This is a genomic window from Marinomonas spartinae (assembly GCF_900089775.1).
Lineage (GTDB): Bacteria > Pseudomonadota > Gammaproteobacteria > Pseudomonadales > Marinomonadaceae > Marinomonas > Marinomonas spartinae.
On record NZ_FLOB01000011.1, the window covers coordinates 67,329 to 90,486 of the forward strand.

Genomic DNA, 23,158 nt, shown 5'->3' on the forward strand with positions numbered 1-23,158 from the left:
CTATACACAATGTATCAAGAGGTGTCGTAATGAAGAGGGTATTAATCACTGGCGCAAATCAGGGAATAGGGTTGGCAACAGCGAAGCATTTGGCTCATCAAGGATATTATGTTTACTTGGCATGCCGTAACCCAGATGCCGGAGCATTTGCCGTTGAAACGCTAAAATCGGAAGGGATTGAAAATGCCTCCTGTGTCCTATTAGACGTTACCGATCAGGCATCAATTGATTTAGCGGTAGAAGAGGTGCTAAAGCAGTCAAATAGCCTAGATGCGCTCATCAATAACGCGGGTATTCTGGGTAACGTCAACTCAGATGGAAGCGTCTCCATTGAAGAAATTAAACGCGTTTTTGAAACCAATGTTTTTGGCGTGATAAGCGTCACACGTGCTTTTCTTCCCTTGTTGCTACAGTCTGAGGCGCCACGTATTGTCCATATTAGCAGTGGACTTGGATCACTTACGAATCAAAGCGACCCAGACTGGTTGTTTGCTCAATACAAAAGTGAGGCTTACTTTCCCTCTAAAACAGCCCTTAATGCTTATTGTGTGGCACTCGCCGCCAAACTTAAATCAACGAGGTGTAAAGTTAACCTTGTTGATCCAGGCTTTGTCAAAACCGCCTTTAATGGCTTTCAGGGATTACATGACCCAGCTAAGGCCGCGAAATTTATAAGCTATGCAGCAACGCTTCCCGAAGATGGTCCAACGGGTTGCTTCCTCTCAGAGTCAGAAGGATCATCAAATGGCATAATGCCTTGGTAAACCCCACCCAATCAGACGCTATCAGCGCGGCTTAAAAATAAAAAAATGCCATAAAAAACACGGAATCATTCACATGACACCGTGTTTTTTATTCCATCTAGTTACGCTGATTTCGCCTCATCTATCTTGGCTTTTACGGCTTCCGCCTGTTCAGTGAGTTCTGAATAACGTTTGATGTCGCCGCCACGTTGGGCTTGCATGGCTTTTTCCAACAATACGCCATACTCTTTATCGAGTTTTTTGATGGGGTTGAACTTGAGAAAAGAAAACATACTTGGCCCTTTTATCATGTGTGTCGAGTTCATACGCACCTAAAGGGTTTTTAGATGTTTTAATTTGTTTGCATCAAACTCTAAAATGGGTTGGTGTTGTTTGCGATTCTCTGCTCTTTCAAGAATGCGCAACTTATTCACTTCATCTACAGTATGCCAATCTAAAATATCCTGTAAGGACCGATGGCAACCAATACAAATATCGTCTGCGTTCAAGCAGCATTGCCGGATACAAGGTGTTTGGATCGTCATAAAAAATCATCCCTAATTTTAAAATACAGCACAAATAAGTTATCCCATCAATAGTGACACATGATCAAAAAATAAACAAAAAAAATCCCCATAATAAAACATCTAACTGTCATAAATGCTCTCTAGAATGTGGCCAAACAAAGTTGTAGGCAGGTTGTATGCTGAGCGTTAATAATAAAATGAAACAGTATTGGCAGTTGTTGTTTTTCCTTTCTCCCTTGTTGCTGCCTTTGCTTTTATTCTGGGTATTGCCTTTTATTTGCAGCATCTACATCAGTTTTACGGACTGGGATTACATCTCTCCCACCTACGATTGGGTGGGGATGGATAACTACCGTTATATGCTTGATGATAGCCAATTCCTACAAGCCCTTAATAATACCCTTGTCTTTTCATTAGCCGTGGTGATTCCCACCGTCGCCATCGGTTTAGGGTTTGCTCTGCTTTTGCAAAAGCGCTTCGCGGGCAGCAGTTTCTTTCGTGCTATTATTTTTTCACCTTGGATCACACCCACCGTGGCGGTTTCCATTGTTTGGTCTTGGGTATTTGATAGCAAACATGGCCTTGCTAATGAACTACTAGGGCTAATAGGTGTTCCTTCTGTGAGTTGGTTTGAACACGGCAATACGGCCATGTTTGTTGTGGTATTGGTGACCATCTGGCAAGCCGTTGGCTGGACCATGCTGTTTTTTATCAGCGCCCTTAACAAGATTCCTTCAAGCATTTATGAAGCCTCGTTAATCGACGGTTGCTCTGCTTGGACACGCTTTCTAAAAATCACGCTCCCTCTTGTCTCACCAACTACTTTTTTCCTATTAATCGTCAATATTATCAATGCCATACAAGCCTTTGACCAATTTCAAATATTAACCCAAGGCGGGCCTGGTGGTGAAACGAGAACCCTACTTTACTGGTTCTATCAGTTGGCTTTCCAACAATATGACATGGGATCAGCCACGGCCACAGCGGTCATCATCTTCCTTATTACTGCTTTCTTAACCTCTCTGAACGTCTGGATTGGTAAGCGTTGGGTTTATTATTAAAGGGCATTCTTGTGACAACATCGATTCAAGCAAACACTCAACAGGTTCATTTAAGCCACAAAACACCTTGGCTGACACTAAAGCACGTCCAACAAGCCGCAAAGTACCTATTCCTGTCGGCCTGCGGCCTTTTTATGGTGTTTCCTTTTCTGTGGATGTTTTTTGGCTCACTCAAGACCAATGATGAGATTTTTTCCAATCCTCTCGAACTGCTCCCCCAACATTTTCATTGGTACAACTTTGTTGAAACCATGCAAAGTGCTCCTTTTGGCTTGTATATTTTTAACAGTTTCGAGGTCGCGCTCTTTACCACTTTATTGGTATTAGCCAATTCCTCGTTGTTTGCCTACGCCCTAACGCGATTTACCTTCCGTGGTAAAACCGCCATGTTTAGCTTAGTGATGGCCAGCTATATGCTGCCTGCGGCGGTCACCTATGTGCCGTCTTACATTGTGCTCGCTAAACTGGGTTTATTGGACACCCATGCTGGGTTAATACTCTCAAACGCTGCCAGTGTTTTCGGCGTGTTCTATCTTCGTCAGGTGTTTCTTAAAATCCACCCATCGCTAATCGAAGCGGCTCGGATCGATGGTGCGAGCGAGTTGAAAATCCTCTGGGCCATTGTCCTTCCCCAGTGCAAAGCGGCGCTAACGACCTTAGGTCTGATCACTTTTATCACCAATTACAATAGTTATATGTGGCCCAGTTTGGTCATCAATACTGCGGATAAGAACCTCATCGCGACAGGAATACGCCAATTTTTTATTGCGCAAGGGAACTACGGGTTGAACTGGTCTCATATCATGGCGGCAAGCACCATCGCCGTTGTTCCACTGCTGATTCTGTTCATGATCAGCCAAAAAATCATCCTGTCTGGCATCGCCGATAATGGCATTAAAGAGTGACTTTTATGATTCGAAATACAGTAACTTGGATTGGCTCCGCGTTGATCGCCTCATCGTTATTAGTAAGCCAAATGGCACAAGCCAAAACAACGGTCGAATTTTGGTATTCTGGCGGCACCAAACCACAAATCATGATGAAAAAATTGATCAAAGAGTTTAACCAAAGCCAAGATCAATACACTATTGTTCCGTCTCTACAGGGCAATTACACGGAGACCTATCAAAAACTGCAAGCGGGGCTGGCTTCTGGTACCGCACCAGCCTTGACGCTATTACGTGGCGACCGTGCCAAAATCATGAACGATCGTCATTTGGTCGAAGATTTGCGCCCATTAATGACGCCGTCTTTTCACTGGGATGATTTTTTGGGCGCCTTTCGTAAGCAGGTAACAGACAAAGACGGCATGATCTTTGGCTTACCCGCTTACGGCACCACACAAATTTTGTACTACAACAAACACATCTTAGCCAAATATGGCTTCACTAAAAAAGACCTATCAACCTGGCAAAGTCTGGCGAAAGTTGCTAAAGCCGTCACACAAAAAAACAGCGATGGCCAAGTGACCTTCTACGGCTGGGAGCCGATGTGGGGCGCGGGTAACCTCATGGATGCGGCTTATTCCAATGGGGGTCGTGTGATTAGTAAAGATGGTAAAAAAATCCTTTTCGACTCTCCGCAATGGATTACCGTATGGGACAGTTTCCGAAAATGGATACATAAAGACCACATCATGCGCATCCATAGCGGCGGTCAAGGTTGGGAATATTGGTATAAAACCATTGATGATGTGATGAAAGACAGAGCATTAGGATACACTGGGTCATCGGGGGACCAAGGGGATTTGAACTTCAACAAACTGGCGGCAACCATTCAACCTGGTTGGGGCAATCACCCTGCGGCACCAGAAGCCAGTGCATTAGTATTACAAATTCCCAAGGGGACCAGTAAAGCCAAAGCCAAAGGGGCTTTCGCCTTTATGACCTTTTATACCGATGCCAAAAACACCGCTGCTTGGTCTATGTACACTGGCTATATTCCCGTTCGCAAAAGCGCAGAAAAAGATGCCGATTACCAAGCGTTTGTGAAAGATCATCCCCAAGCTTTGGTACCGTTAGAGCAAACGAAATTGGCCACTCCTCTCTTTACCGATCCAACCAAGGGTAAAATTATAGATGCACTGAGAATCGCGGCCGATCAAGTGGAGGTACAAAATATTCCTGCGGCAACCGCACTCAAACAAGCGGCTAGAACAGCACAACGGGCTTTAGATCGTGCTAATCGCCAACATTAGTCGTATCAGGCAGGCCTCTGGCCTGCCGATTCTCGGGAGATAAATTATGCTGCAATTCTCTGATGACGTTAGTTTCGGACGTCACACGCAAACCTTCACCGTCGCTGACCCCATCTCGACACTCACCATTGAAGGCTCGACCGTTAAACGCGGCTTTCTTTACCTATTGGTTATTGATCCCAATGGGGCATTACGGGCCAATATTTTATTAGAAAAAAGACGCAAACGATTGGCCATGAGCGAGGCACAAGCGAGTGTCGGGGCGATTAAAGGCGAATTACCAACGGGCACTTGGCGTTTAGAGTTTGTTAACGTAGAAGGCGAGTTCCGACAACTTAAACCTATGCAATACAGCCTAGACATCACTTTTGATCGACCAATAGACAATGCCTTTGTTGGTGTCGAATCGCTCAAGGGCGACCAACACATTCACTTCGATATGCAACGTAGCTTGTCGTCTGAATCTCGTTGGTATCGAGGCGACTTACATGCTCACACCAACTTGTCTGATGGACAAAATCCTTTAGAGGACGTTCTGCCCATCGCCAAGTCTCAAAAACTCGATGTTCTCTTTATCACTGAGCACAACATGTGCCATGGTCAATTACCCGAAGACCCAGACTGTCTTATTTTACCAGCGATGGAAGTCACCACAGATTTAGGGCACTGCAATATTCATGGCCCAGCCAGAACCTTGAATATGTTGGGTTCTGACATCACCAGTCAAACCTTATTAGATCAAGCCATTGCCATCAAAGAACAACGGGGCAACTTAAGCATCAACCACCCAATGATGCTGCCCTGGCACTGGCATTACGACCGTCTCCCTTTAAGGGCGATTACCTCCTTGGAAATATGTTGTGACCCCACTTGGTCCACCTCCCCTCAAGCTACAGAAAAAGCCTTGGCGTTATTAACCCTCCTATGGAATGCAGGGCATCGTGTGACCGCCGTTGGCGGCAGCGACAGCCACCTCACGCCAGAACAACGTAACCCCAAAGCGACTGAGCCTTCTATCTATGGTGATCCATCGACCTATGTTTGGGCAAATACCTTAAATGGCGAAGCTATTTTGTCTGGTATTCAGGCTGGGCACGTGTATTTTGAACGCACCTGCAAACTGCATGTCGCCATCAACCAAGGTAACGTGCTCCCCGGTGATGATGTGGGTGATGGGACGGTGACTTGGCAAATTTCTGTCGATAACCAAGACCATGAGTTTTATGGCCAATGGATTGCTGATGGAGACCTCATCGCAGAGCATGACCTCACAAATGAGGCGCAAAACATCCAAGTGTCCATGGAAGATTATGCTTGGGTACGAGTAGACATTCGTCGTCGAAACCGAGAGAAACATGACGGGCAAGGCGACATTGATGGCGTCATCAATGCCGTTTACAACGGTAACCGTCCCTGTTTCCACCAGCCGACGGCCTCTTACTGGTCCGATCTCAACCTAGCGAACACCATTAGTCTGTTTTAGATGTCTGAGATAAACAACATCCTATTTTGGTCTTAATCGTACACGGGAAATTGACATGGCAGCTGTCACGCTCAATCAAATAGAAAAAACCTACCCAAATGGCTTTCAAGCCGTTCATGGTATCGATCTGCACGTTCAAGATGGCGAATTTATGGTACTGGTAGGGCCATCGGGTTGCGCTAAATCGACCACTCTTAGAATGATTGCAGGCCTTGAAGACATCAGCTCAGGAAAGCTCAGTATTGGCGACAAGCAAGTTAACCACTTACCTCCGAAAGACCGCGGTATTGCCATGGTGTTTCAGAACTATGCCCTTTACCCACATATGTCTGCTTATGAGAATATGGCCTTTGGCTTAAAGCAGCTCAAATTACCTAAAGAAGAAATACAGGCGCGCATTGATCAAGCGGCACAAAGCTTGGAGATCACCAATTTATTACAGCAAAAGCCGAATGAAATGTCGGGAGGTCAACGCCAACGTGTCGCATTGGGCAGAGCCATCGTTCGCAAGCCGGATGTCTTTTTGTTTGATGAACCGCTGTCTAATTTGGATGCGAAACTACGTGTATCCACTCGCATTGGTATCGCCAAATTACATCAAGATCTAAAAGCCTCTGGACAACAGGCCACGATGATTTACGTCACCCACGATCAAGTGGAAGCCATGACCTTAGGGGACCGCATTTGTGTACTTAATGCGGGTAAAATTATGCAAGTGGATAAACCCATGCATTTGTATCATTACCCTGCGAATAAGTTTGTGGCTGGGTTCATCGGCTCACCCGCAATGAATTTGGCCAAAGCCATGCTAGAGCGTAAAGACCAACATTGGTTTATTACGATTGGCTCCCTCTCATGGCGCTTACCGGATGTGTTGACGACACGTTTGACCGTAGACAGTTCTCAGCCTGTTTGGCTGGGTATTCGTCCTGAGCACATTCGTCAGGCAAAAACAGAAGCGAGGCATGACAACACCATCGATGTGGTCATTAGTGTGGTAGAATCCATGGGGAATGAGCAATACCTCTACTTTGAATGGTTAGGACAAGAATGGATCTCTCGAATGGGACTGGAGGGCCTAGAGCATATTCAAATTAACAGCTCACAGGCACTCACTTTTGATCTGACCAATATACATCTATTTGATCAAGATACGGAACAAAGCTTACTTCGCCCCACTTTCTAAACATTAAAAAAGCCTCTCCCAATCAGGAGAGGCTTATTCATTACTCTGACCCATCCAGAAGCATGGACAAATCGAAACAGCTTATACGTCGAGAAAATCCATGATGCCTTCAGCGGCTTTACGGCCTTCATCAATGGCAGTAACCACCAAATCTGAACCTCGCACCATATCACCACCGGCAAAGATTTTCTCATTGGTCGTTTGGTACATAAAGGCGCCTTTTTTCGGTGCCACCACACGACCACGGGAATCCGTCTCAATGCCAAAGGTTTCAAACCAAGGCGCTGGGCTGGCTTGGAAACCAAAAGCAATCAATACCGCATCCGCAGGAATAATCTGCTCACTGCCTTCGATCACTTCTGCGACTCGACGACCATTTTCATCTGGCTCGCCCATTTGGGTCTCAACAACTTTTACGCCTTCCACTTTGCCATCACCAATGATTTCAATTGGCTGACGATTGAAGACAAATTGCACGCCCTCTTCGCGAGCATTTTTCACTTCGCGACGGGAACCAGGCATGCTTTTCTCGTCACGACGGTAGGCACATGTCACCCCTTTCACCCCTTGACGAATCGCCGTACGGTTACAGTCCATCGCGGTATCGCCCCCGCCCAAGACAACGACTTGCTTACCTTTTAGGTTGATGTAATCGTCTTCATTTTCCTCGAAATCGAGGCAGTGGTTGACGTTAGAAATCAGGTAATCCAAAGCATCATAAACCCCTGGCAGGTCTTCCCCAGGGAAGCCCCCTTTCATGTATTTATAGGTTCCCATGCCAAGGAAAACCGCATCATATTCTTCTAATACATGATCAAATGGCACATCTTCGCCAACAGATGTATCCAAAACAAACTCGACGCCCATTTCTTCAAAAATTTCGCGACGACGGGTCATGACGCTTTTTTCCAGTTTGAATTCTGGAATACCAAACGTCAGCAAGCCACCGATTTCCGGACGCTTATCAAACACAACGGGCTTGATGCCATTACGAACCAACACATCCGCACAGGCTAATCCCGCAGGGCCCGCACCAACAATGGCAACCGTTTTATTCACAGGCACCACGTGAGACATATCCGGACGCCAACCTAAAGCAAATGCGGTGTCGGTAATGTATTTTTCGACTGAGCCGATGGTTACCGCGCCAAAGCCCCCTTCCCCAAGGGTACAGGCCCCTTCGCACAAACGATCTTGTGGGCACACACGACCACATACTTCAGGCAAAGAGTTAGTTTGGTGGCTAAGCTCCGCCGCTTCAATAATACTGCCCTCACTGACCAGTTTTAGCCAGTTTGGAATGTAGTTGTGAACCGGACACTTCCATTCACAATAGGGATTACCACACTCTAGGCAACGGTGAGATTGATCCTTTGCATTGGTCTCTTCAAAGGGTCGATAAATTTCGACGAACTGAGACTTCCGAGTAATTAAAGGCTTCTTTTTCGGATCCTTACGGTCTACTTCGACGAATTGAAATGCGTTGTTCAAGCGCTCAGACATAAGCTGCTATCTCCTGTGGCCGCTTGCTTGCAAGCGGCACTGTTCTTCAAATGGGTCAAACTGATTTATATACGGTGTCCAATGACACCCCAACCAACAGCGTGTTTTATTCTGGACGTTGACGAGTATTCGCCAAAAGGGTACCCAAACTGGCGGCTTTTGGTTTCACTAGCCAGAATTTGCCAATGTAGTCATAGAAGTTCTCTAGGATTTCTTGGCCCCATTCGCTGCCTGTTTCGCGCACATATTCTTCAATAACACTACGAAGATGTGAGCGATATTCTTCGGTAATCTCAGTACCAACTCGTTGGATTTCTACCAACTCATGGTTGTACTTATCCACGAAGGTACGATCTAAGTCGAGTACATAGGCAAAACCGCCCGTCATGCCCGCACCAAAGTTATAGCCCGTATCACCTAGTACCGTCACCAAGCCGCCTGTCATGTATTCACAACAGTGATCTCCTGCACCTTCGATAACGGCATAGGCCCCGGAATTACGAACCCCAAAACGCTCGCCCGCCGTACCAGCGGCAAACAATTTACCGCCAGTTGCACCATACAAACAGGTGTTACCAATAATGGCGGATTGTTGCGATTGGAACATTGAGCCCTTCGGTGGACGAATGACCAGTTTACCCCCTGTCATGCCTTTACCAACATAATCGTTGGCATCGCCTTCAAGGTACATATTCAAACCACCCGCATTCCACACACCAAAGCTTTGACCTGCCGTTCCGGTTAACTTCAAGGTTAATGGCACATCGGACATCCCTTGGTTGCCATAACGTTTAGCAATTTCACCGGATAAACGCGCACCGATAGAGCGATCACAGTTCGTCACATCAAAAGTAAACTCACCGCCTTCTTTTTCTTCGACCGCGTCTTTAACCGATTCCCACATTTTAAGCGCCAATAGACCCTTGTCATGGGGTGGGTTAAACGGTGTCTGGCAATATTGTGCTTTTTCCGCCGGGATCAGATCATTTTGTAAAATAGGCGACAGATCTAAATTATGTTGCTTCTCCGTCTCTCCTGGCAAAATGGCCAATAGATCCGTACGGCCAATCAAATCTTGCAGACTGGCCACACCTAGCTTCGCCAACCATTGGCGAGTATCTTCTGCCATAAAGCGGAAGAAGTTTTTCAACATATCAACGGTGCCAATAAAGTGCTCGTCTCGTAACATTTGATCTTGAGTCGCCACCCCTGTCGCACAGTTATTCAAGTGACAGATACGCAAGAATTTACAGCCCATCGCGATCATTGGCGTGGTACCGAAACCGAAACTCTCTGCCCCTAGAATGGCCGCTTTCACAACGTCTAGACCCGTTTTTAAGCCACCGTCTGTTTGTAAACGAATCATGCCACGTAGGTCGTTAGAGCGCAGCGCTTGCTGTGCTTCTGCTAGACCGAGTTCCCATGGCGAGCCAGCATGACGAATCGAGGTGATGGGTGATGCAGCCGTGCCACCGTCGTAACCTGAAATGGTGATCAAATCGGCATACGCTTTGGCAACACCTGCCGCAATCGTTCCTACACCCGGCTCGGAAACCAGCTTCACTGAGACCAAAGCATCTGGGTTAACTTGTTTCAAATCGAAAATAAGCTGAGCCAAATCCTCGATAGAGTAAATATCGTGATGGGGAGGCGGAGAAATCAAGGTCACACCCGGTACCGCATAACGCAGACGAGCAATTAACCCGTTTACTTTACCACCTGGCAGCTGCCCCCCTTCACCCGGTTTGGCGCCCTGTGCCACTTTAATCTGTAGCACTTCTGCATTGACAAGGTATTCCGGTGTCACCCCGAAACGGCCAGAGGCAATCTGCTTAATCTTAGAACGACGTTCTGTTCCGTGGCGTGCCGGGTCTTCCCCACCTTCACCAGAGTTAGAGCGACAACCTAATTCGTTCATGGCCTGTGCTAAGGCTTCATGAGCTTCGGGCGATAACGCCCCTAAGGACATACCAGCCGAGTCGAAGAGTGGCAAAATTTCTTCAATCGACTCCACTTCATCAAGGGCAATAGGTTTGGCTTTATCAGAAATGGTAAACAAATCACGCAGCATTGACGCTGGACGGTTGTTCACCAGTTCGGTGTATTGAGTAAAGTCCTCAAAACGCCCACTGCCCACGGCAACTTGAAGGTTACGCACCACATCAGGGTTGAACGCATGATACTCGGCTTCATGAACGTATTTTAAGTAGCCACCCTGCTGAATGGGTTTACGCATCTTCCAAGCATTGTTGACGATCTTCTGCTGTTCTTTCTGGAAGTCTTCAAAACGCGCCCCTTTAATGCGGCTAGGTACCCCTTTGAAACACAGATCGACAACCTTGTCATCTAGGCCAACCGCCTCAAATAACTGTGCACCACGGTAAGAAGCAATGGTTGAAATCCCCATTTTCGAGATGATTTTCATCAGCCCTTTATTAATCCCTTTACGGTACTTCATGTGGCAGGCAATTGGGTCCCCCAACACTTCGCCTTTATCCACCATATCGTTGATTAAACGATAAGACAGATAAGGGTAGACAGCGGTGGCTCCAAAGCCCAGTAGCACGGCGAATTGATGGGGATCACGAGCAAACCCCGTATCAGCAATGATATTTGAATCGCAGCGTAGGCCTTTTTTGGTTAAATAATGGTGAACCGCTCCCACCGCCATAGGGGCAGGAATCGGTAATAAGCCTTTTTCCAAGTCGCGGTCTGTTAAAACGACAATTACCGCACCGTTACGTACCACCTCTTCTGCGCTCAACTGCAAGTTTTTAATCGCTTGCTCAAGAGAAATCTCTTCTGGATTGTAATAGGTGCTCAAACGTACTAAGCGAAAGCGATGGTCTTCCAATGCTAACAAGCGGCTGTATTTTCGTGCCGATAAAATGGGCGACGATAGAATAATACGGTTAGCGTGTTTGGGGGTTTCTTCAAACAGGTTACGTTCGACACCAATACAGGTCTCCAACGACATCACCACAGACTCACGTAATGGGTCTATAGGCGGATTCGTTACCTGAGCAAACTTCTGACGAAAATAATCCGTCACAGGACGCGTCTGGCTTGACATAACTGCCATGGGTGTATCATCCCCCATTGAGCCAACCGCTTCATGGCCGCTCTCGGCCAAAGGACGGAAAATCTGTTCACGCTCTTCAAAAGACACTTGAAACATCTTCTGGTAGGTAGACATTTGATCCTTGGTGAAAGGTTCAAACTCAAGAGACGACTCTTCCAACAAGGATTCGATACGAATGGCTTCTTGTTTCAGCCATTTTTTATACGGGTGCATGGATTTTAGACGACTATCAATATCGTCCGTATGCAGCATTTGACCGGTTTGTGTGTCAACCACCAGCATCTGACCTGGGCCAACGCGCCCTTTAGACACCACATCTTCTGGCTTGTATCCATAGGTGCCGACTTCTGATGCCAAAGTAATAAAACCATTTTTAGTGACCACCCAACGCGCAGGGCGTAGACCATTACGATCCAGCATACAAATGGCATGACGACCATCAGTCATCACCAAGCCCGCTGGGCCATCCCAAGGCTCCATATGCATCGAGTTATACTGGTAGAAAGCGCGCAACTCTGGATCCATGTTTTCGACGTTTTGCCACGCTGGTGGAATGATCAAACGAGCCGCACGGAAAATATCCACCCCACCGGTGACGAGAACTTCCAACATGTTATCCATAGAAGACGAGTCAGAACCGGTTAGGTTAACCAGCGGTTTAAGGTCTTGTAGTTCAGGAATCAGCGGCGTGCGCAACTTGCTACTACGTGCCAAAGCCCAATTACGGTTCCCTTCGATAGTGTTGATCTCACCATTGTGCGCCAGCATACGGAAGGGCTGTGCCAATGGCCATTTAGGCAAAGTATTGGTAGAGAAACGTTGGTGGAAAACACAAATCGCTGTTTGCATTTTTTCGTTGCCCAAATCTTTATAAAAGAAAGGCAAATCCACCGGCATCATTAACCCTTTGTAAGCCAACACTTTTTCGGACAAAGAACAGATGTAAAAGTTTTCGTACTCTGCAAGCGCCATTTCACTTTGACGACGCGCCACAAACAAGCGTGTTGAGAAGGTACGTGCGTCCATACGGTTGCTATCAACAAACACTTGCTCGATTCGCGGCAAGCATTCCATAGCGATCACGCCAAGACAAGATGCATCGATTGGCACTTCACGCCAACCCACGACGTTTAAACCTTCATCGGTCAGCTTTTGGGTTACGGTATCGCGTTGCTCACTAGCAAGCGCTTCGTCTTGATCAAGAAATACCATGCCAATGCCGTAAAGATCAGACAAAGTATGGCCAAATAAGGTTTGTGCCTCACCACGTAAAAACAGATCAGGCTTCTGAATAAGAAGACCACAGCCATCACCGGTTTTGCCGTCGGCTGCGATACCTCCACGGTGTGTCATACATGTCAAAGACTCAATGGCAGTCTTAAGCAATTCATGGCTCGTATTGCCTTCCATGTGTGCAATTAAGCCAAAGCCACAGTTGTCTTTGAACTCGCCAGGACGATAAAGGCCTGCATTCATACACCAACTCCCACAGTTGAAACGTAAATAATTTGAATAGAACTGAATTAAAAAATTGTTGGCCAGATGGACTTTAGTGAAGCTTTATTAAGGGTCAACACACGCTTCGAAATGATTATTATTGCGTCCAATCTGCCTAAAAGGAAAATCATACTACCTCGCGATGAGACGCGACTCAAATCATGATCGGCTCCTTTTCGCTTAATTTGGCGTTATTTAGCAGTGCTTTAACAGGAATTAGAGTGTCTAAAGAGAATTATCTATGGTTGGAGATTTTACAAACAGAAAAATCCTCTGTTCATTGAGCTTTTTCAGAGAAAAATGGTTTTTTACACTTTTTATTAGGATGGCGAATAAAAAACCGACGCAAAACTGACGCGAAAAAACGTCGATTCAGGCTAAAAACCTGCTGACTAAAAGAAGATTCCCAACTTCCTCAGACGTTTCGGCTAAGTTTGCCGTTACTAGCAGATTATTCTGCTTTTTTGATGTCTTTCTGAATGCCTCGCACACTTCGCGACCAAGGATCCAACTTGCGTAAGTCTTTTGGCAAAGACTCAGAGGCGCTAATCGCTTCACTGCGGTTGCTGTATAAACCATATACCACGACATACCAGTTACGCCCCTTGTGTTTCGTTTTAAAATAACTAAACACACTGATACTGCCCTGATCTTTAATAAAATCTTTCACCGTACTGAGGCTGTAGGTACCAAGTAACTGCAGAGTGTAATCTCTAGGATTTTGCGTCAGCCACCATTGGGTTTTATTAAATGGGTCTGTACTTTTGTCTACATCGACACTCTCTTGTGAGACAGCGATGGGAACGGGAGAGGATGCGACTGCCGAGTCCTCCGATTCAGATGACGGCGCAATCGTTGGCGCTGGTTTAGCTTGTGGCGCTTCATTACGAATGGGGGCAGTCGGCACAGACTGAGTCATTGAAGGTTGCACAGAAGTGACCTGATCCTCTTTAGGCTCGGCTGGAATGGGCGGTAAACTAATTTTCCCTTCCCCGATTTTGCGCTGCATTTCGTCAATCTTAGCCATAGTGGCTGATGCAGACTGTTTCTGCTGTGACGCCACTTTCGGCGGCGTAAGAGGAATCACATTGTTATCTTTCGATACGAATCCATCCTCGTCTTTGTCCGACCCTGAGCCATTAAATAAAACGGCGACCAGAATGCCCAACATCACCACGCACAATAGCGCCATGTGAACTAAGGGAAACCCAAGGGCGATATTAAAACGGCCTTTTTTCGGAGCTTTACCACCATTGCCCATCATGGCTTGAGCTATTTCATTAATAGGTCCTGGGTAACCGCCAGAGTCATGATGGATTTGTTTAATCTGCTTGTCATTAAAGGGCAAATTAATATTGCCCCCTACGGCGCGTACCCGATGCAGTAAGTACGCTCTCGTCTGCTCCAGTGAATAGGGCGTCATGGTCAAAGAATGGCTTAGCTGCTCATAACGAGTACGCTGATAGGCATCGAGGTTTCGTCCTAGAGAATGCTCCGTAAACAACGCCACGTGCGGCACGGATTGATTCTCCGTCGCCAAGGACATCATATCCAGTAACATAGTAACAGCATCAGTATTCAGCTCTTGGGCATTATCAATCAGCACCAGCGCTTTTTGTCCACGGGATTCCAAATCATGAGCAAATTTCAATAAAGGACCAAACGTTGCTTCATTTGGTGGCTCCTTCATGAACTTAGAAAAGCCCTCATAGATAGCTTGCAACAACTGCCCCGCCGTCATTAACATAGTGGCTTTGACTTCACTAATAATGGTGCTGTCATCCTGATTACGGGCAAACTCCATTAGAAAGCGGCTTTTACCACTCCCTTTTGGGCCCAGTACAACAGATAACAAATTACTGTAACGACTAAGGTGCTCCAAAAGCGCGAGCTGTTGGTTGCCTTCCTCACTAGCAAAGTAGGCAGAGGTGTCTTTCGAGCCGAAAGGATCCCTCAGCGTCGCTTTGGGCGGCTGATCAAGGGCTTTTTCTAAATCGAACTGAAAATTCGGCTCTGACATATTTGTCCTTTGGAGTCGATACTAAGTTACTGACTTGCCTCTATGGCATCACTTAAACAAGCATTAAAATCATCCATAGGGAAATCCGATGTGACCATCGCACTTCCTAACGTCTCTAATAGCACTAAACGCAAACTACCGTCTAAAACTTTTTTATCCAATGCCATGTGCGCAACAAAATTATCACGAGTCATCTCTCGTGGTGGCAACACAGGCAATTTGGCAGCGCGAAACAAGTTAACCGTGCGGCTGAGATCTTGCTCAGTAATGTTTCCCATACGCCAAGACAAATCGGCCGCTAACACACAGCCAGCCGCTACTGCTTCACCATGTAGCCAATGGCCATACCCCATTTGCGTTTCAATGGCATGCCCAAAGGTATGTCCGAGATTCAAGATCGCTCGAATCCCACCTTCTCTTTCATCTTGGGCGACAACGTTAGCCTTAGCAACACAGGAACGGTATATGGCCTCACTTATTTTAACAGTGTCTAATGACATTAAAGCGTCAATTTCTGTTTCTAACCAGTCAAAAAACAAGGCATCGCAAATCAATCCATATTTAATGACTTCTGACATACCTGCGGACAGTTCTCTCTGAGGTAAGGTTTCTAGGGTTTGCGTGTCAATAATCACGGCTTGAGGCTGATAAAAGGCCCCTATCATATTTTTACCCAACGGGTGGTTCACACCGGTTTTTCCGCCCACAGACGAATCCACCTGAGATAACAAGGTGGTCGGCACTTGAATAAAAGGCACCCCTCGTTGATAGGTCGCCGCAGCGAAACCCGCCATGTCGCCAACGACCCCACCACCTAACGCAATGACGGTGGTCGTACGGTTATGTTTAGCTTCCAATAAAGCCGTCATAATGCGGGCGTAGGTCTCTAGATTTTTATAGGCCTCGCCATCCGGTAAAATGCATGTATCCACTTTATAATCTGATGACAACAAATTGACCAAAGCATCCAAGTAAAGAGGGGCAATCGTCTCATTGGTGACCACCATCACCTGCTTGCCGTGAATAGCCGCATCAAAAAGCGCCTTTTGCTGACGAATACCATGGCCTATGTAAATAGGGTAACTACGATCACCCAGTTCAACGGTTAACGTTTGCATTGAAAAGTGTTTTCTCCGTTTTTAAATGACGTTTAATGGCATCTAACGCTTTATTAGCCACCGATTTGGGATGACGAGAGTCAGTTTCTACAATCACATTCGCCACCTCACGATACAAAGGATCTCGTACTTGAAACAGCTTTTTTAGTGTGGCTTTCGGATTGCCATTTTGTAAAAGCGGTCGATGATTACTTTTGGATGTACGATGTAATTGCTGTGCAACAGAAGCATAGAGATAAACCACCAGCGCATTGCTATCACATAGAAGTTTACGATTCTCGTCTCGCGTGACGATGCCACCGCCTGTCGCGAGCACGATACGGTCATCTTGATGGTTGAGCATTTGAACCAGTGTGCAGGTTTCACGCTTACGAAACCCCTCCTCACCTTCTTTGTCGAAAATCCATGGGATGTCAGCCCCAGCATTTTCTTCTATGACTTTATCGGAGTCATAAAACTCTCTGGCCAGAGACTGGGACAGTAAACGACCTATTGTCGTTTTTCCGGCACCCATCGGGCCGACTAAAATAATATTGGGGACGTTTGTCATTGTATTCAATTACATCGGAATTAGCTGATTCAGGCTATTGCCTAGTTAACTGACATTTGTAGCAGCTTTGGTGTAATAAATACAAGTAATTCAACCTTTTCTTCTTGTTCTGAGTGCTTTTTAAAAAGCGCCCCCAGATAAGGAATGTCTCCCAGCAAAGGAACTTGACTGTTGGTTGTGAACTTTTCTTTACGGAAAATCCCGCCTAAAACCAAGGTTTCTTGGTCTTTCACAACTACCTGAGTTCTTACGATGTTGGTTTTGATGCTTGGTACACCATTCACCAGATCTCCGACAGAATCTTGATGGATGGTGAGTTTCAAAGAGATGCGGTTCTTTTCCTTCACATAAGGCGTCACCTCTAACACCAAGGCCGCCTGACGGAACTCCACCTTCACATTATCATCGTCTACCGTTTGGTAAGGTACCTCGGTGCCCGATTCAATCCGCGCTTTTTCCCCTTCCGACGCCACCACTTTAGGCTTAGACAATACTTTTGCCAGCCCCTCACTCTCTAACATATCCAGCGTAAAAGACAATAATCCCAGCCCATTGTGATTAGCAAAAGACAGCTGACTTGTCGGTGCCAAGGCACCTAAATCCACAGCTCCACCCGCAGAAGTACGCACACTATCCGCCAGATTCGCTTGCCAATTCACCCCAAACTGCGATTGGGCTGAGGTGCTCACTTGAGCAATGCGAGCACTGATCTCAATTTGTCTGAGCGGCACATCCAGCCATGCAAGTGTTTTCGTCAACCCGCTCACCCCGTTACAGGAGTAGGTAATAATGGAGTTTGTCCTGTCATCCACCACAATAGACATTTTGGGGTACAAGGTTTTAAGCTGCTTGCCCACTTTTTTGGCTTTAGCATTGCGCAGCATCCAGAAAGAGCGTTGGCAAGATTGGGAGCTTGTTGTGGTCGCTTGGGACGTTGAGGCAGGCATCAGTACCGCCACGCCATTTTGCCACTGTAGCGAGATATCAGGTTCTTTAGATACAGCATTAATCACGTCTTTCCACGTGGCATTTTTGATTGAGAGGGTGAGTACATCATCAATCTTGGGACTGATCACCAAACTTTTATTCATTTTAGCCGCCAGCCACGGCAGCACTTCCTGAATAGGACGCGACTCAAAAAACACGTCCATCGCCTGCAGGGGTGAAAAACAATACAATCCCACCAAAAGTAGGAAGACCCGTTTAATCATGAGCCCCTCCTTGTGGATGGAGACGCAAAGTAGTTAAGGCTCCCGTTCGCGACATAAGACGCACCTGCTTTGACGAGATAGTCACCACGGAGGCTCCCAACTCAGGCAACCAACTCCCTTCTGTCACCCAAAGAGAATGATGATAGCTGTCTTTCATTAGCGCTGAGGCCTTACCCTGCTGCCTCATAATTGATACTAACTGCCAATTTGCTATCTGGAGAGGACGCCCCTCGACGCGCACTGGCAGCCAATTTTGATAGCGAGTATTGGCACGCTCTGGAAGGACGTCAAATCGTAGTCTTCCTTTCCATCGTCCATCATTTTGCAACCACCAGCTGACTGAACGAAGACGGAGAAAAACACGCTTCTGTAGCGTTTCTTGCAATGCTTGCCAATCCACCAAAGATGATGTTCCGGTTAATTGCCAATGGGCCTGATGGGTTGCCGGCATAATATGTAACTGGGTCTGAAAAAGCACCTTATCGATCCATACATCATGACGTAACTGTTGAACCTGCCAGTGCCATTGTTTTTTGTTATGTGCATCTTGGTGAACCCGCTGTTCCGCTCGAACTACCTGATCTAGCCGTGACCTAATCGGTAAATACCAAGCAGAAAGTTGTAACAACACCAGAAGACTTAATAGTGACCAACTGGGAGTGGGTAAGGACAGAGAGTTAGCCCGATGAAATCGAGATGCCCACATTAATAACCTCCTTGTTACCTCTCTTATTCGTACCTCTGACTTCGACTAAAGAGCGCCCTTCTTCTTGCACATTAAGTTGCCAATCAGGAAACTCCGTTTGCCAACGCGCCAATAATGATTTCATCTCTTCCGTGGATAAACTCAACGCGACAAATACCTTGTGGTCGTAACTCTTCAACGAGGATAAACGCACCCGCTCTGGTAAAGCACGGACCGCTGCTAATACTTTCGTCAACAAAGGCGAGGGAGAGTCATACAGAGAGATATCATGCGTAACTTGGTGATGCTCACCCGAAAGATGATCAAATTCTTTATTCAAATAATAATCATAAAGCAGCAACCCCACATTTAAGGCCACACAAACCGCAAAAAACGCCAACCATACGATTCGATGTCGATGACCAATGTCTCGATCGGGTTCAAACGGCAATAACGCCTGTTTTTGTAGACGAAATAGCCCGAATGGCAATGACTGATAAGCATTCCAATGGGAGAAGGACACCACACAGCAGCGTATGCCCACAGATTTGAAGGGACAGCATACTTGCTCAACTAAATTTTGATGGCAAGATAGCACGGCTAAATGAGAGCCTCGCCGATGTCGGGAGACCTGATAATGAAACCACAAGGTTTCGGGAGGCGAGAAATGTTTTTCCGCAGCACAAGCCAGTGCCGCCAACGAGGCCAACTCCTTTGGCACCGCATAATCTAAGTCCTGCTCAGTACTCGACAGCCACTCGTCGGGCAAGACAATAAGGGCAAACGCTTTATTTTTGTAGCTATCTGGGTCAACCTGTGACTGAAGTTCGGCTAGGCTATTCTCACTTGGTGGCAAATCAGAAAAGTCTAATTGAGAATTTTTTTGAACAGGAATATGCTCAATATCATAAAAACGACATGATGTGGCGCTATAAAACACCACACAATCTGGCGTAATCGGCTTCATTATTCATCCTTGACGTATGCAGCTCGTAATTTACTAGGTATCCTACCAAATACTAGCAAGATAACACGATTTGCTGCAAAGTTAAGCACCTACATTGTGATGAAGTTCGCTATAATGGCGCTTTTTTAATCCATCTGTATCGGATCTGTATGTTGAAAGCACTCAAAATTTTCCTATATTTAACGGTATTTGGCGTCGTCAGTGGTGCCATTGCCACATTTGTCGTCTATGAACACGTCAAAGACCGTATTCCCACGGTGGCAGAGCTCAAAGACATCAAGTTACAAATCCCATTACGGATATACACAGCGGATCACAAATTAATTGGCGAGTTTGGCGAACAGCGTCGAACCCCTATTACCTATGCCCAGTTACCACCAGGATTAGAACACGCCATTTTGTCTGCAGAAGACAGTAACTTCTATCACCACCCTGGAGTAGACATCATGGGCTTGGGGCGCGCCGCCATGCAATTGATTACCACAGGTCAAATTCAAGGTGGTGGTAGTACCATCACCATGCAGGTCGCCCGTAATTATTTTTTATCTTTCAAACAGACGTTTACCCGTAAATTCACCGAAATCTTTATTTCCTTAAAAATGGAGCGCGAGCTTACCAAGCACGATATCCTAACCCTTTACGTCAACAAAATTTATTTGGGTAATCGCGCGTACGGCTTCCAAGCCGCCTCTCAGGTTTACTACAACAAGCCCTTAAAAGATTTAGACATTGCCCAATATGCCATGTTGGCTGGACTGCCCAAAGCCCCATCCAGCTTTAACCCTGTGGCAAACCCATCGCGCGCTCTCATCCGCCGCAACTGGATTTTACAGCGCATGTTGTCCTTAGGCTACATCACCAAGGATCAGTATCAAACGGCAGTAGAAGCACCAATTACTGCGAAAGACCACGGTATTACACCCCAAGTGGATGCTGGCTATGTGGCTGAAATGGTGCGTTCAGAACTACACGATACCTATAAAGACGATCTCTATACGGCAGGCCTAACGGTCTACACCACCATTAATTCTAAAAAACAGAAAGACGCCAATGAAGCGATCTACAATGGCGTACTGGCATACAACACTCGCCATGGTTACCGTGGCGTACTCGACAAAAAACCAGACTTATTGAAAGAGCCTCAAGCTGAGCAGATGAAAGCGCTGAACAGCTATCCAGGATTACAGAAGTGGCGAACCGCTCTGGTACTCTCCACAACGGATCAAACAGCCAACTTATTATTGTCTGATGGCACCACCTACACCCTGCCATGGGATGGCATGAGCTGGGCCAAACCTTATATTGATGAAAACTCTCAAGGTCCAGCCCCCACTAAAACGACAGACATTATGCAAGCGGGTGATATTATCCGTGTCAGACCTGACAATCAGGGCTGGCAGCTTGCACAAATCCCCAAACTACAAAGTGCTCTGGTCTCTTTACGCAGCAAAGATGGGGCAATACAAGCTCTAGTCGGTGGGTTTAACTACTACGAAAGTAAGTATAATCGTGTCACGCAATCCAAGCGGCAACCAGGCTCTAACTTCAAGCCCTTCATTTACTCCAGCGCCCTTAGCCACGGCTATACCGCTGCTACAACCATTAATGATGCGCCTGTGGTATTTAGTGATACGGGGCTAGCAAAAGCTTGGCGTCCAACCAATGACGGTGGTAAGTTTTATGGTCCAACACGTTTACGACCCGCCTTATACCGCTCTCAAAACATCGTATCAGTTCGCCTGTTGGATGAATTGGGTATTACACCCACACTGAAGTTCTTACGTCGCTTTGGCTTTAATCCAGACAATTTACCGCATAACCTGTCCCTTGCACTAGGCACCGCTAACCTGTCGCCACTGCAGATAGCTACAGGGTATGCCGTGTTCTCCAATGGCGGCTATCAAGTCAAACCCTATTTGATTGATCACATTACGGATCGCCATAATAAAGTCATTTTCCAAGCCAACCCTGTCACGGTATGCGATAGCTGTACGCTGCTAGACAAGTCCTCTGATAGCGATCAGCAAATGGGCTTATTTAATACACCAGAAGGCGTGCGCAGTCTCCCTGTCGCACCGCAGGTTCTAGACCCAAGTGTCGATTACATCATGTATAGCATTATGCGAGACGTTATCAAACTCGGTACGGGACGTCGTGCTCGGGTTCTTGACCGTCCTGATCTTGCAGGTAAGACGGGTACCACCAACGATGGTAAAGATGCTTGGTTCTCTGGCTTTAATGGCAAGATCACCACAACTGTCTGGAGTGGCTTTGATAACTCCACCAGCTTAGGTCTGAATACAAATGGCTCAGAGGAATGGGGGGGATCCGTTTCCTTACCAACTTGGATCGATTATATGCGTCCCGCCTTAGCGGGCACACCGCCTGCATATATCTACAAACCGTCCTCGTTGATTACGGTTCGAATTGATCCAAAAACGGGACAACGAGCGTTACCAGGCCAGAAAAATGCTATCTTCGAGATCTTCCGTAAAGATCACGTACCACCGCGCCGCACACAAAGTAATTTAGGCTCAGACAGCGGTCAAGATAGTGATGCCCAGCAAGAAAAGCAAACCGATAACGCGCTGGAAAACCTTTTCTAACCAAGCGGTTATTAGGCTGAAGTTAAAGCATCCGCTCTACAGCAAAAACCAAGCTCATGGCTTGGTTTTTTTGTCTGTAGTGTTGGTAATACGTGATGCCTAGAGCGCACTGAGCCTAGACAGACTCAAGCCCACTTTTGTGCTGGGGCTTGATACCCTTCAAACGCCGCCAATAAATCTTCAGGAGTTTGAGCGCGAATCAACATGTCTACATAAGGAGCTTTGACAAAACCCGCTTCAAACATACGATCAACCATCGTAAATAAGGGATCATAAAAGCCTTCAATATTGTAAAAGGCACAAGGCTTTTCATGAAGACCAATCTGCGCCCAAGTCCAGACTTCAAAAATTTCTTCTAAGGTGCCAATGCCACCCGGTAACGCCACAAAGGCATCAGCCAATTCCGCCATTTTGGCTTTACGCTCATGCATGTCTTCAACCACGTATAAATCGGTTAAATTGGGGTGAGCTATCTCTTTATCTTCAAGGTGCTTGGTAATCACGCCAATGACGTTACCGCCTGCGGCAATCATTGCATCGGCCATCTCACCCATTAGCCCAACTTTCCCACCACCATATACCACTTCAATACCTTGCTCAGCAAAATAGGTGGCCAGTGCCTTCACACCCGCAACGAAATTAGGATTGTTTCCTTTCGCAGAGCCACAATAAATCGCAACTTTCATATCCATCCTCATTCTGTTGATGTTCTATTGAGTATC

18 protein-coding genes are annotated in these 23,158 nt (G+C 46.5%); 7 read left to right on the forward strand and 11 right to left on the reverse strand.

The annotated features are described in order from the left end of the window. Positions 1–29 precede the first annotated feature (29 nt). Positions 30–764: an SDR family oxidoreductase gene (locus MSP8886_RS17655; protein WP_067018909.1), complete on the forward strand. Its 735-nt coding sequence runs from the start codon at positions 30–32 to the stop codon at positions 762–764. A 101-nt stretch (positions 765–865) separates the two neighbouring features. On the opposite strand, the gene MSP8886_RS22165 is transcribed toward MSP8886_RS17655, so the two are convergent. After that, complete coding sequence (locus MSP8886_RS22165) at positions 866–1,036, reverse strand: DUF6435 family protein (RefSeq protein ID WP_139063177.1); 171 nt, start codon at positions 1,034–1,036, stop codon at positions 866–868. Positions 1,037–1,075: 39 nt separating this feature from the next. Beyond that, entirely contained in the window at positions 1,076–1,288 is a 213-nt protein-coding gene (locus tag MSP8886_RS17660) for a DUF1289 domain-containing protein (RefSeq protein WP_067018912.1), read from the reverse strand. Between the two features lie 158 nt (positions 1,289–1,446). On the opposite strand from MSP8886_RS17660, the gene MSP8886_RS17665 reads away from it, so the two are divergent. The 5 genes from MSP8886_RS17665 to MSP8886_RS17685 are packed head-to-tail and all read left to right on the forward strand — an operon-like array spanning position 1,447 to position 7,197. Next, a complete protein-coding gene (locus MSP8886_RS17665; RefSeq protein ID WP_067018915.1) occupies positions 1,447–2,331 on the forward strand; it encodes a carbohydrate ABC transporter permease in 885 nt (294 codons plus the stop codon). Positions 2,332–2,342: 11 nt separating this feature from the next. Then, complete coding sequence (locus tag MSP8886_RS17670) at positions 2,343–3,236, forward strand: carbohydrate ABC transporter permease (RefSeq protein WP_067019019.1); 894 nt, start codon at positions 2,343–2,345, stop codon at positions 3,234–3,236. 5 nt (positions 3,237–3,241) lie between these two features. Then, positions 3,242–4,528 carry an extracellular solute-binding protein gene (locus MSP8886_RS17675; RefSeq protein ID WP_067018919.1) on the forward strand — a complete coding sequence of 429 codons (1,287 nt, stop codon included), beginning with the start codon at positions 3,242–3,244 and terminating at the stop codon, positions 4,526–4,528. Positions 4,529–4,574: 46 nt separating this feature from the next. Then, on the forward strand, positions 4,575–6,011 hold the full coding sequence (locus MSP8886_RS17680) for a CehA/McbA family metallohydrolase (protein WP_067018922.1): 1,437 nt from the start codon (positions 4,575–4,577) through the stop codon (positions 6,009–6,011). 55 nt (positions 6,012–6,066) lie between these two features. Beyond that, positions 6,067–7,197 carry an ABC transporter ATP-binding protein gene (locus MSP8886_RS17685; protein WP_067018925.1) on the forward strand — a complete coding sequence of 377 codons (1,131 nt, stop codon included), beginning with the start codon at positions 6,067–6,069 and terminating at the stop codon, positions 7,195–7,197. An 81-nt stretch (positions 7,198–7,278) separates the two neighbouring features. Here the strand turns inward: MSP8886_RS17685 and MSP8886_RS17690 are convergent, their stop codons facing one another. The 8 genes from MSP8886_RS17690 to MSP8886_RS17725 form a co-directional block, all read right to left on the reverse strand. Continuing rightward, a complete protein-coding gene (locus MSP8886_RS17690; protein WP_067018928.1) occupies positions 7,279–8,700 on the reverse strand; it encodes a glutamate synthase small subunit GltD family protein in 1,422 nt (473 codons plus the stop codon). A 106-nt stretch (positions 8,701–8,806) separates the two neighbouring features. Then, positions 8,807–13,258, reverse strand: a complete 4,452-nt coding sequence (gltB, locus tag MSP8886_RS17695; RefSeq protein ID WP_067018931.1) for a glutamate synthase large subunit — start codon at positions 13,256–13,258, stop codon at positions 8,807–8,809. 472 nt (positions 13,259–13,730) lie between these two features. Further along, the gene (locus tag MSP8886_RS17700; RefSeq protein WP_067018933.1) at positions 13,731–15,299 is read right to left on the reverse strand and encodes an SPOR domain-containing protein; all 1,569 of its coding nucleotides are present in this window, start codon (positions 15,297–15,299) and stop codon (positions 13,731–13,733) included. 26 nt (positions 15,300–15,325) lie between these two features. Further along, entirely contained in the window at positions 15,326–16,417 is a 1,092-nt protein-coding gene (aroB, locus tag MSP8886_RS17705) for a 3-dehydroquinate synthase (RefSeq protein WP_067018935.1), read from the reverse strand. Next, a complete protein-coding gene (locus MSP8886_RS17710) occupies positions 16,398–16,967 on the reverse strand; it encodes a shikimate kinase (protein ID WP_067018938.1) in 570 nt (189 codons plus the stop codon). Before MSP8886_RS17710 ends, aroB begins: the two co-directional genes overlap by 20 nt. A gap of 41 nt (positions 16,968–17,008) precedes the next feature. Then, positions 17,009–18,178 carry a secretin GspD/PilQ domain-containing protein gene (locus MSP8886_RS17715; protein WP_067018941.1) on the reverse strand — a complete coding sequence of 390 codons (1,170 nt, stop codon included), beginning with the start codon at positions 18,176–18,178 and terminating at the stop codon, positions 17,009–17,011. After that, positions 18,171–18,884, reverse strand: a complete 714-nt coding sequence (locus MSP8886_RS17720; protein WP_067018943.1) for a hypothetical protein — start codon at positions 18,882–18,884, stop codon at positions 18,171–18,173. The genes MSP8886_RS17715 and MSP8886_RS17720 overlap by 8 nt, the downstream gene beginning before the upstream one ends. Further along, positions 18,856–19,830: a hypothetical protein gene (locus MSP8886_RS17725; protein ID WP_067018946.1), complete on the reverse strand. Its 975-nt coding sequence runs from the start codon at positions 19,828–19,830 to the stop codon at positions 18,856–18,858. Before MSP8886_RS17725 ends, MSP8886_RS17720 begins: the two co-directional genes overlap by 29 nt. A 149-nt stretch (positions 19,831–19,979) precedes the next feature. Between MSP8886_RS17725 and MSP8886_RS17730 the strand changes: the two genes are divergently transcribed. Continuing rightward, positions 19,980–22,436, forward strand: coding sequence for a penicillin-binding protein 1A (locus MSP8886_RS17730; protein ID WP_067018951.1), 2,457 nt, complete (start codon positions 19,980–19,982; stop codon positions 22,434–22,436). Positions 22,437–22,561: 125 nt separating this feature from the next. On the opposite strand, the gene MSP8886_RS17735 is transcribed toward MSP8886_RS17730, so the two are convergent. After that, complete coding sequence (locus MSP8886_RS17735) at positions 22,562–23,122, reverse strand: LOG family protein (protein WP_067018954.1); 561 nt, start codon at positions 23,120–23,122, stop codon at positions 22,562–22,564. Positions 23,123–23,158 lie beyond the last annotated feature (36 nt).

Coding starts and splice junctions, on each gene's coding strand:
- MSP8886_RS17655 (WP_067018909.1), top strand. CDS start 30: ATGAAGAGGGTATTAATCACTGGCGCAAATCAGGGAATAGGGTTGGCA.
- MSP8886_RS22165 (WP_139063177.1), bottom strand. CDS start 1,036: ATGTTTTCTTTTCTCAAGTTCAACCCCATCAAAAAACTCGATAAAGAG.
- MSP8886_RS17660 (WP_067018912.1), bottom strand. CDS start 1,288: ATGACGATCCAAACACCTTGTATCCGGCAATGCTGCTTGAACGCAGAC.
- MSP8886_RS17665 (WP_067018915.1), top strand. CDS start 1,447: ATGCTGAGCGTTAATAATAAAATGAAACAGTATTGGCAGTTGTTGTTT.
- MSP8886_RS17675 (WP_067018919.1), top strand. CDS start 3,242: ATGATTCGAAATACAGTAACTTGGATTGGCTCCGCGTTGATCGCCTCA.
- MSP8886_RS17680 (WP_067018922.1), top strand. CDS start 4,575: ATGCTGCAATTCTCTGATGACGTTAGTTTCGGACGTCACACGCAAACC.
- MSP8886_RS17685 (WP_067018925.1), top strand. CDS start 6,067: ATGGCAGCTGTCACGCTCAATCAAATAGAAAAAACCTACCCAAATGGC.
- MSP8886_RS17690 (WP_067018928.1), bottom strand. CDS start 8,700: ATGTCTGAGCGCTTGAACAACGCATTTCAATTCGTCGAAGTAGACCGT.
- gltB (WP_067018931.1), bottom strand. CDS start 13,258: ATGAATGCAGGCCTTTATCGTCCTGGCGAGTTCAAAGACAACTGTGGC.
- MSP8886_RS17700 (WP_067018933.1), bottom strand. CDS start 15,299: ATGTCAGAGCCGAATTTTCAGTTCGATTTAGAAAAAGCCCTTGATCAG.
- aroB (WP_067018935.1), bottom strand. CDS start 16,417: ATGCAAACGTTAACCGTTGAACTGGGTGATCGTAGTTACCCTATTTAC.
- MSP8886_RS17710 (WP_067018938.1), bottom strand. CDS start 16,967: ATGACAAACGTCCCCAATATTATTTTAGTCGGCCCGATGGGTGCCGGA.
- MSP8886_RS17715 (WP_067018941.1), bottom strand. CDS start 18,178: ATGATTAAACGGGTCTTCCTACTTTTGGTGGGATTGTATTGTTTTTCA.
- MSP8886_RS17720 (WP_067018943.1), bottom strand. CDS start 18,884: ATGTGGGCATCTCGATTTCATCGGGCTAACTCTCTGTCCTTACCCACT.
- MSP8886_RS17725 (WP_067018946.1), bottom strand. CDS start 19,830: ATGAAGCCGATTACGCCAGATTGTGTGGTGTTTTATAGCGCCACATCA.
- MSP8886_RS17730 (WP_067018951.1), top strand. CDS start 19,980: ATGTTGAAAGCACTCAAAATTTTCCTATATTTAACGGTATTTGGCGTC.
- MSP8886_RS17735 (WP_067018954.1), bottom strand. CDS start 23,122: ATGAAAGTTGCGATTTATTGTGGCTCTGCGAAAGGAAACAATCCTAAT.